At 67.2% G+C, this 8,150-nt stretch carries 7 protein-coding genes; 5 read left to right on the top strand and 2 right to left on the bottom strand.

Features of this window, described 5'->3' with window-relative positions; genetic code table 11:
- The 3 genes from AS93_RS0105095 to AS93_RS0105085 all read left to right on the top strand — a co-directional run.
- Positions 1–484 (top strand): MFS transporter (locus AS93_RS0105095; protein ID WP_027589598.1); only part of this gene is annotated, 484 nt, incomplete at its 5' end.
- 172 nt (positions 485–656) lie between these two features.
- Entirely contained in the window at positions 657–1,295 is a 639-nt protein-coding gene (locus AS93_RS0105090) for an MBL fold metallo-hydrolase (RefSeq protein WP_027589597.1), read from the top strand.
- A 143-nt stretch (positions 1,296–1,438) separates the two neighbouring features.
- The gene (locus AS93_RS0105085; protein WP_027589596.1) at positions 1,439–2,101 is read left to right on the top strand and encodes an OmpA family protein; all 663 of its coding nucleotides are present in this window, start codon (positions 1,439–1,441) and stop codon (positions 2,099–2,101) included.
- A 157-nt stretch (positions 2,102–2,258) separates the two neighbouring features.
- Here the strand turns inward: AS93_RS0105085 and trmA are convergent, their stop codons facing one another.
- Together trmA and AS93_RS0105075 are read right to left on the bottom strand one after the other, a co-directional pair.
- Positions 2,259–3,344, bottom strand: coding sequence for a tRNA (uridine(54)-C5)-methyltransferase TrmA (trmA, locus tag AS93_RS0105080; protein WP_027589595.1), 1,086 nt, complete (start codon positions 3,342–3,344; stop codon positions 2,259–2,261).
- Between the two features lie 161 nt (positions 3,345–3,505).
- On the bottom strand, positions 3,506–4,795 hold the full coding sequence (locus tag AS93_RS0105075; protein WP_027589594.1) for an NCS2 family permease: 1,290 nt from the start codon (positions 4,793–4,795) through the stop codon (positions 3,506–3,508).
- Between the two features lie 218 nt (positions 4,796–5,013).
- Here AS93_RS0105075 and AS93_RS0105070 point away from each other — a divergent pair, with 218 nt between their 5' ends.
- Together AS93_RS0105070 and AS93_RS0105065 are read left to right on the top strand one after the other, a co-directional pair.
- On the top strand, positions 5,014–6,708 hold the full coding sequence (locus AS93_RS0105070) for a molecular chaperone HscC (protein ID WP_027589593.1): 1,695 nt from the start codon (positions 5,014–5,016) through the stop codon (positions 6,706–6,708).
- Between the two features lie 8 nt (positions 6,709–6,716).
- Entirely contained in the window at positions 6,717–8,147 is a 1,431-nt protein-coding gene (locus tag AS93_RS0105065) for a J domain-containing protein (protein ID WP_027589592.1), read from the top strand.
- Positions 8,148–8,150 lie beyond the last annotated feature (3 nt).

Below are 8,150 nucleotides of genomic sequence, written 5' to 3'. Positions count from 1 at the left end.
GGACTTCTGGCAGGTCGGCGGCTTCCTGGCCAGCTGGGTGATCGGCTACGGCATCGTGCAATCCGTTGCCCCGTACTTCACCGGCAAACGCAGCGGCCGGGTTCCCGACGGCCGCGCCGCCTTCGTCTGGGCGCTGTTGTTGGCCGGCCTGCCGGCCGCCATCGCCCTGGGCCTGCACAGCGCGCTGCCGGCGCAGGCGGTACTGATCGGCGGCCTGCTGCTGTTCGGCGCGCTGTTCGCCATCAATTCCTCGCTGCACAGCTACCTGATCGTCAGCTATGCCAAGGAGGACGGCGTGTCGCTGGACGTGGGCTTCTATTACATGTCCAACGCGCTGGGCCGGCTGATCGGCACGCTGCTCTCCGGCGGGGTGTTCCAGGCCTACGGCCTGGAGGCCTGCCTGTGGGTGTCCAGCGCGTTCGTGCTGCTGGCGGCGCTGGTGTCGCTGGGCTTGCCCAGGCATGACACCGCGCGGGAATCGTAGTCTTCGGCTGCGTGCCTCCGCCCGTTACGGCAGCCGTAGGATGGTCAACGCAACGCGTTGGCCACCGTGGCGGCCGGAACCGTGCCCTACGCCCGTCAACGGCCGGTGGGTTGATCATCCTCCCTGTCTGAGCCACCCTCTGCGCCGTGCCATTTCCGTCCAGAGCGTTCCGATGACCCAGCCCGCCCTCATCCGCGAAACCTTCCCCGTCGGCCCCCTGCAGTGCAACTGCACGCTGATCGGCGACCCCGTCTCGAAGAAGGCGCTGGTGGTCGATCCGGGCGGCGAGCCGGAGATGATCCTCGCGCGGCTGAACGCCCACGGGCTGACGCTGGTCGCGATCATCCATACCCATGCGCACCTGGATCACTTCCTCGCTTCCGGCCGGCTCAAGGAGCTGACCGGCGCCACGCTGCACCTGCACAAGGACGACAAGTTTCTCTGGGACAACCTGGAGATGCAGTGCCGGCTGTTCGGCGTGCCCTACCAGCCGGTGCCGGACCCGGACCAGTGGCTGGCCGACGACGAGGAACTGGCCTGCGGCTGCGGTGTGGCCTTGCACACGCCGGGGCATACGCCCGGCTCGATGAGTTTCTGGTTCCCCCAGGACAAGCTGCTGATCGCCGGTGACACCCTGTTCCGTCGCGGCATCGGGCGGACCGACCTGTGGGGCGGCGACTTCGCCGCCATCCAGCGTTCGATCCGCGAGCGCCTGTACGTGCTCGATGAGGAGGCCACGGTGGTCACCGGGCACGGCCCGGATACGCAACTGGGCGAAGAGATGCGCGCCAACCCGTTCGTGACGGCGTGAATCGCGCCTCAGGCGCGCGAGGGAGCAAGCGCACCGGCTGTCTTTCTCTGGCCAGGCTGATAATCTGGCGCGGAACTTCTGGCGGCGCCCGTTCTCGAAGGGCGATGCCAAAATCCAACCACACGAATCCGAAGGAAGTCGTTATGAAGAACTGGCGTACCCTGACCGCCGTTGCTGCCAGCGTGGCACTGCTGGCCGGTTGCACCACCAACCCCTACACCGGCGAACAACAGGCGGGCAAGGTGGGTGTTTATGGTGGCCTCGGCGCCGTGGCCGGTGCCGCCGTTGGTGCCGCCACCTCCAGCAAGAAGGACCGCAAGAAGGGCGCACTGATCGGCGCCGCCGTGGGCGGCCTGGCCGCCGGTGGCTACGGTGCCTATGTCGACCAGCAGGAAGCCAAGCTGCGTCAGACCCTGGTCAACAGCGGTGTGCAGGTCCAGCGTGAAGGGGACAACCTGATCCTGATCATGCCGGGCAACATCACCTTTGCCTCCAGCTCCGCCGACATCTCCGCCAGCTTCTACGACACCCTGAATTCGCTGGTGCTGGTGTTCAAGGAGTTCAACAAGAACGGCATCCAGATCGTCGGTCACACCGACAGCACCGGTTCGCTGCAGCTGAACCAGACCCTGTCCAACAACCGCGCCATGAGCGTGGCCAACTACCTGACCGCCAACGGCGTGGCGGCCAACCGCATCTCCGCCTACGGCGCCGGTCCGAACCAGCCGATCGCCAGCAACGACAGCGCTGCCGGTCGTCAGCAGAACCGTCGCGTGGAAATCACCCTGCTGCCGCCGCAGCAGTAAGCGATTCCCGGATGCGAAAAAGCCCGCCGATTGGCGGGCTTTTTTGTGGGGCGGAGATTTTCGCCTGCTTCTAATAGGAGCGGCTTCAGCCGCGATGCTTTGGGCTGTTGTTGCGAAAGAGCATCGCGGCTGAAGCCGCTCCTACAGTTCTACGTTCTTAGCGCTTTTCCAGCAGAACCCCGGCTTCCATGTGGTGCGTCCAGGGGAACTGGTCGAACAGCGCGCAGCGGCTGACGCGGTGGGTGTCGTGTAGCTGGGCGATGTTGGCCGCCAGGGTCTCCGGGTTGCAGGAGATGTACAGGATGCGCTCGAAGCGGCGGGTCAGCTCGCAGGTGTCCGGGTCCATGCCGGCGCGTGGCGGGTCGACGAACACGGTGCCGAAGCGGTAGCTGTCCAGGTCCACCTCGGCCAGGCGGCGGAACGGACGGACCTTGTTGAGCGCCTGGGTCAGCTCCTCGGCGGACAGGCGCACCAGGGTGACGTTGTCGATGCCGTTGTCGGCCAGGTTGGCCAGCGCGGCATTCACCGAACTCTTGCTGATCTCGGTGGCCAGCACCTTGTTCACGCGGGTGGCCAGCGGCAGGGTGAAATTGCCGTTGCCGCAGTACAGCTCCAGCAGATCGTCGTCGCGCTCGCCCAGGACGTCGTAGGCCCAGCCGAGCATCTTCTGGCAGACCGCGCCGTTGGGCTGGCTGAAGGCGCCTTCCGGCTGCCGGTAACGGAACTCGCGGCCCGCCACGCGGAGGGTTTCGCTGACGTAGTCGCGACCGACCACCCGGCGCTGGCCCCGCGAGCGGCCGACGATGCTGGCGCCGAGGATCGCCGCCAGCGGCTCGGCCGCCTGCTCCCAGGCATCGTCCAGCGGGCGGTGATAGGCGAGGGTGATCAGCGCGTCGCCCGACAGGGTGGTGAGGAATTCCACCTGGAACAGCTTGTGGCCCAGGGTCTCGCTGGCCTGCCAGGCGGCCTTCAGGCGTGGCATCAGTTCGTTGATGCGCGGGCTGGCGATGGGGAAGTCGTCGAGCAGGATCGGTGCGCGCTTGTCGCCCGGCTCGAACATCGCGTAGTGGCGCTGCTCGCCGTCGCGCCACAGGCGGAATTCGGCACGCAGCCGGTAATGGCTCAGGGGCGAATCGAACACCTCGGGGGCCGGGGCAGCGAAGGGCGCCAGCAGCTCGCGCAGGCGGGCCTGCTTGTCGGCAAGCTGGGCGGAATAGGCGGCGGCGTCTTGCGGACGGATCATGGGCAACTCGTGTGGGTAAGGACGGCAGGGCCGCAGGATGGAAAATTCGCGCGGCGATTTTCCACCGATCCGGAGCCGAATGCACGGCCGGGGGGACCGGCCGTCGGTAGCTGAACAATCGCGGCTGAAGCCAGGGGGGCTTCAGCCGCGATGGGCAGGGATCAGAACAGCGCCAGCTTGACCACGAACAGTGCCGACAGCACCCACATGGCCGGGCTCAGTTCGCGCCAGCGGCCGGCCAGCAGGTGAATGGCCGTCCAGGCAATGAAGCCGAAGGCGATGCCGTTGGCGATGGAGAAGGTCAGCGGCATGGCCAGTGCGGCGATGGACACCGGAGCGGCCACGGCCAGGTCGTTCCAGTCGATGCTGGCCAGGCTGCTGAGCATCAGGACGGCGACGAACATCAGTGCCGGCGCAGTGGCGTAGGCGGGCACCGAACTGGCCAGCGGCGAGAAGAACAGGCTGAGCAGGAACAGCAGGGCGACCACGCAGGCCGTCAGGCCGGTACGGCCACCGGCACCGATGCCGGCGGCGGATTCCACGTAGCTGGTGGTGGTCGAGGTGCCCAGCGCGGCACCGGCCATGGTGGCGGTGCTGTCGGCCAGCAGGGCGCGGCCCAGGCGCGGCATGTGGCCGTTCTTGTCGACCAGGCCGGCGCGCTGCGACACGCCGATCAGGGTGCCGGAGGTGTCGAACAGGTCGACGAACAGGAAGGCGAAGATCACGCTGACCAGGCCAATGTCCAGCGCGCCCATGATGTCCAGTTCCAGCAGGGTGGGCATCAGCGACGGCGGCGCGGAGACCACGCCCTGCAGCTCGGACAGGCCGAGCAGGATGGACAGGGCGGTGACCGCCAGGATGCCGATCATCACCGCGCCGGTGATCCTGCGGTAGGCCAGCGCGGCGATCAGGAAGAAGCCCAGGCACGCCAGCAGCGGGCCGCCGGCGCCGAGGTCGCCCAGGCCCACCAGGGTGGCCGGGTGGTCGACCACGATGCCGGCGTTCTTCAGCGCGATGATTGCCAGGAACAGGCCGATACCGGCGCCGATGCCGGCGCGCAGCGGCAGCGGCACGCTGTTGATGATCCATTCGCGGACCTTGAAGGCCGACAGCAGGAAGAACAGCACGCCGGACAGGAATACCGCGCCCAGGCCGACCTGCCAGGTGTAGCCCATGGTCAGCACGACGGTGTAGGTGAAGAAGGCGTTCAGGCCCATGCCCGGCGCCAGGGCGATCGGGTAGTTGGCCAGCAGACCCATCAGGGAAGAGCCGATGGCGGCGGCCAGGCAGGTGGCGACGAACACCGCGCCCTGGTCCATGCCGGTGGCGGCCAGCATCGACGGGTTGACGAACAGGATGTAGGCCATGGTCAGGAAGGTCGTCAGACCGGCCAGGATCTCGGTTCGCACGGTGGTGTTGTGCGCACGGAGTTGGAACAGCTTTTCCAGCATGGGTATCTCCCAGGAGCAATTGCGGCTGTGCAGGGCGGGGGCAAAAAAGCGCTGCATCATACCAGTTCGTGGTTCGGCGCAGAGGGTCCGGGCCGGCAAAGCCAGTGAAATGCAATCGGTGGGCCAGGACTTTGACCGGAAGCGTCCTGGAATGATCAAATCGCTCTGGAACGGGCCTTTCAGGCCATATTGCGTACCGGGTGGTGGTGGAGTTGCCAATGGTGGTGGGAATCGATCTGGGGACAACCCATAGCCTGGTGGCCTTCTGGCGTGACGGAGTGGCGCATGTGGTACCCAATGCCCTGGGTGAAACCCTGACCCCGAGCGTGGTCGGCCTGGACGATCAGGGCCTGGTGCTGGTGGGCGATGTGGCGCGCCAGCGCCTGCAGACCCACCCGCATCTCAGCTGCGAGCTGTTCAAGCGCTACATGGGCAGCCAGCGGGAGGTCCGCCTGGGCGCGCGCATGTTCCGTCCCGAGGAGCTGTCGGCGCTGGTGTTGCGCAGCCTCAAGGAAGATGTCGAACGCTTCTGCGGCGAGCCGGTCACCGAGGCAATCATCAGCGTGCCGGCCTATTTCAGTGATGCCCAGCGCAAAGCCACGCGGGTGGCGGGGCAACTGGCGGGGCTACGCGTCGAGCGGCTAGTCAACGAACCTACGGCGGCCGCCCTGGCCTATGGCCTGCAACAACGAAAGGAGTCCACCTTTCTGGTCTTCGACCTGGGCGGCGGCACCTTCGACGTGTCGATCCTGGAAATGTTCGACGGCGTCATGGAGGTGCGCGCCACGGCCGGGGATAACTTCCTGGGCGGCGAGGATTTCGACGAGGCGATCGTCGCCCATGTGCTGGCCAGGCAGCCTGGGCTGCGGACAGCGCTGGACGGTGACTGCTCGCACCTGCCTGCCCGCTTGCGTGGCGAGGCGCGCCGCGTGCGCCATGGCCTGGGTGAACACGAGCGGATGACGTTCCTGTTGCAGCAGGACGGGCGGCGCTGGGAGGAAACCATTACCCGCGAGCAGTTCCAGCATCTTGCCGAACCGTTGCTGGAACGCTTGCGTCGACCGGTGGAACGCGCGTTGCGCGATGCCCGAATCAAGGCCGCGGATCTGGACGAGGTGGTGCTGGTGGGCGGCGCCACGCGCATGCCACTGGTGCGACGCCTGGTAGCGGGTCTGTTCGGGCGCATTCCGGCCATGCACCTGCAACCGGACCAGGTGGTGGCGCAGGGCGCGGCGGTGCAGGCAGCACTCAAGCAACGCGACGCGGCCCTGGAAGATGTGGTGCTCACCGACGTATGCCCCTACACCCTGGGCATCGAAACGTCCGTCGAACTGGGCCGGCAGCTGGAAAGTGGCCACTACCTGCCGATCATCGAGCGCAACTGCACGGTGCCGGTCAGCCGGGAAAAGAGCATCGTCACGGTGCACGATGGCCAGACCGAGGTGGTGGTGCGCATCTTCCAGGGCGAGAACCGCCTGGTGAAGGACAATATCTTCCTGGGCGAGCTGGCCATCGCCGTGCCCCCTCGCAAGGCCGAGGAGGTGGAGCTGCGGGTGCGCTTCACCTACGACATCAATGGTCTGCTGGAGGCGGATGTGCATATTCCCCTGACCGGCGAGCACCACCGGCTGGTCATTGAACACAATCCCGGCGTGCTCGCTCCGGACGAGATCGCCGCGCGTTTACTGGCGCTGGCGGCGCTCAAGGTGCATCCCCGCGAACAGCAGGTCAATACACGGGTCCTGGCCCGGATCGATCGCCTGTACGAGGAAAGCCTGGGTGAGGCCCGCGCTCACGTGGCCGAGCTGGGACGCGCCTTCCAGCAGGCCCTGGAAAGCCAGGACACTGCGCGCATCGATACGCTGCGCGCCGAGATCGAGCGGCAGCTGGACGCCTTTGAGGGTGTGCTGTGAGTGGGGCGATGAGCTGCTGGGAGGTGCTGGGGCTGGAGCCGCAGGCTGATTCCCGAACCGTCAAGCGCCGTTACGCCCAGTTGCTGAAGGTCCATCGGCCCGATACCGATCCGCAGGGCTTTCAGCGGCTGCGAGAGGCCTACGAACACGCCCTGCGCGAGGAAGCTCCGCCGTCCGGGTCGCCGGCGCCTAGCGCGGAGGCGCCCGTCACGCCGCCAGCCGTGCCGATGCCGGGCCCGGTGCAGCGCTTGGTCGGGCAGCCGGCGGAGCGCCTGGATCAATGGCTCAGCGAGGCGGAGTATCGCCAGCAACGGTCTGCATTCGAACAGGCGGTCCTGGCCCAGTGCCTGGCGGCTGGCGACGATGGGCGCGAGCTGCTGCTTTGGGCGATCCGGCGCCTGGGCTGGTTCGTGTCGGTAGATGTACGGTTGTCGGCCGGCGAGCTGGAACACCTGGCCCGCCGTCTGGCAGAGCAGGATGCGCGCAGGTTGTGCGCGCGCCTGCAGCGCAAAGGCGCCAGGGCATTCCTGAAACGGCTCGACCGGGTGCTCGGCCAGCCCTGGCTACAGGCGTTCGATCAGCGCGAGTTCTTCCAGCGCGACCTGTTTACACGCGTGCTGGCCATGCCGGAAGGTGCGGCCCTGTTCAAGCCGCTGTGCAGGCGCTTCGGCTGGTCGAAGGCGGATTTTCCGGAGGTTCCCCAGGCTTGGGAAACCCTGTGGCGGCAGAGTCGGGAGCAGGCCTTCGCTGCCCGCCTGCAGGACTGGCTGCGGACCACCGGCGTACCACGCAAGGCTGGCGCGCGCGCTGCCCGCCTGTTGCTGTCGCCCATGCACGAAGGTGAACGGTTGCGCTTCACCCGCCACTTTCGCGGGAAGGATTGGAAGGCATGCGCGCGCCTGGCTGACCAATTGACCCAGCGTTACCCGCACGTCTGGGCCCGCTATGGCTCGCCCGATGTGCAGGCCTGGCAGGTCCTGATGCCGCCCCGCGAAGGCTGGAAACACACCACCCTGTTGCTCTGGCTGCTGGCCTTGACCCTGCTGTTGCCTTGGGGCGAGTACGGCGCCGGCGGGCTGGATGCGTTGCTGGAGTTGTTGGTGCTGGCCTTCCAGGGAGGGATCGTGGCGCTGATCGTGCGGGGGCTGATGGCGGCCTGGTCGTTTCTGCTGCGTCCCCTTGAGCTGTACGACCTGCGGCTGAGCCGCCGTGTACTGGGCGGCGCGCGGCCGGGACGCAGGGGGCTGCGCCTGTTGCGCCATGGCCTGGGCAGCGCCCTGCTGGCGCTGTTGTTCGTACTTGGCAGCGAGCTGCCCGACGGTAGGTCGGGTCTGTTCGGCCTGGCGCTATTCGGGCTGTTCCTGATCTATGCCGCTGTGGCTTCCCGGGACCCTTTCTTCCGGGGGCGCCAGCGGTCGCGCACAGGCGCAAGTCGCTGACTG

Origin of the sequence: Pseudomonas sp. RL (genome assembly GCF_000647775.1) — a bacterium.
GTDB lineage: Bacteria > Pseudomonadota > Gammaproteobacteria > Pseudomonadales > Pseudomonadaceae > Serpens > Serpens flexibilis.
Note: the sequence above shows the minus strand (reverse complement) of the source record. Positions and strands in the feature narration are given on the sequence as shown.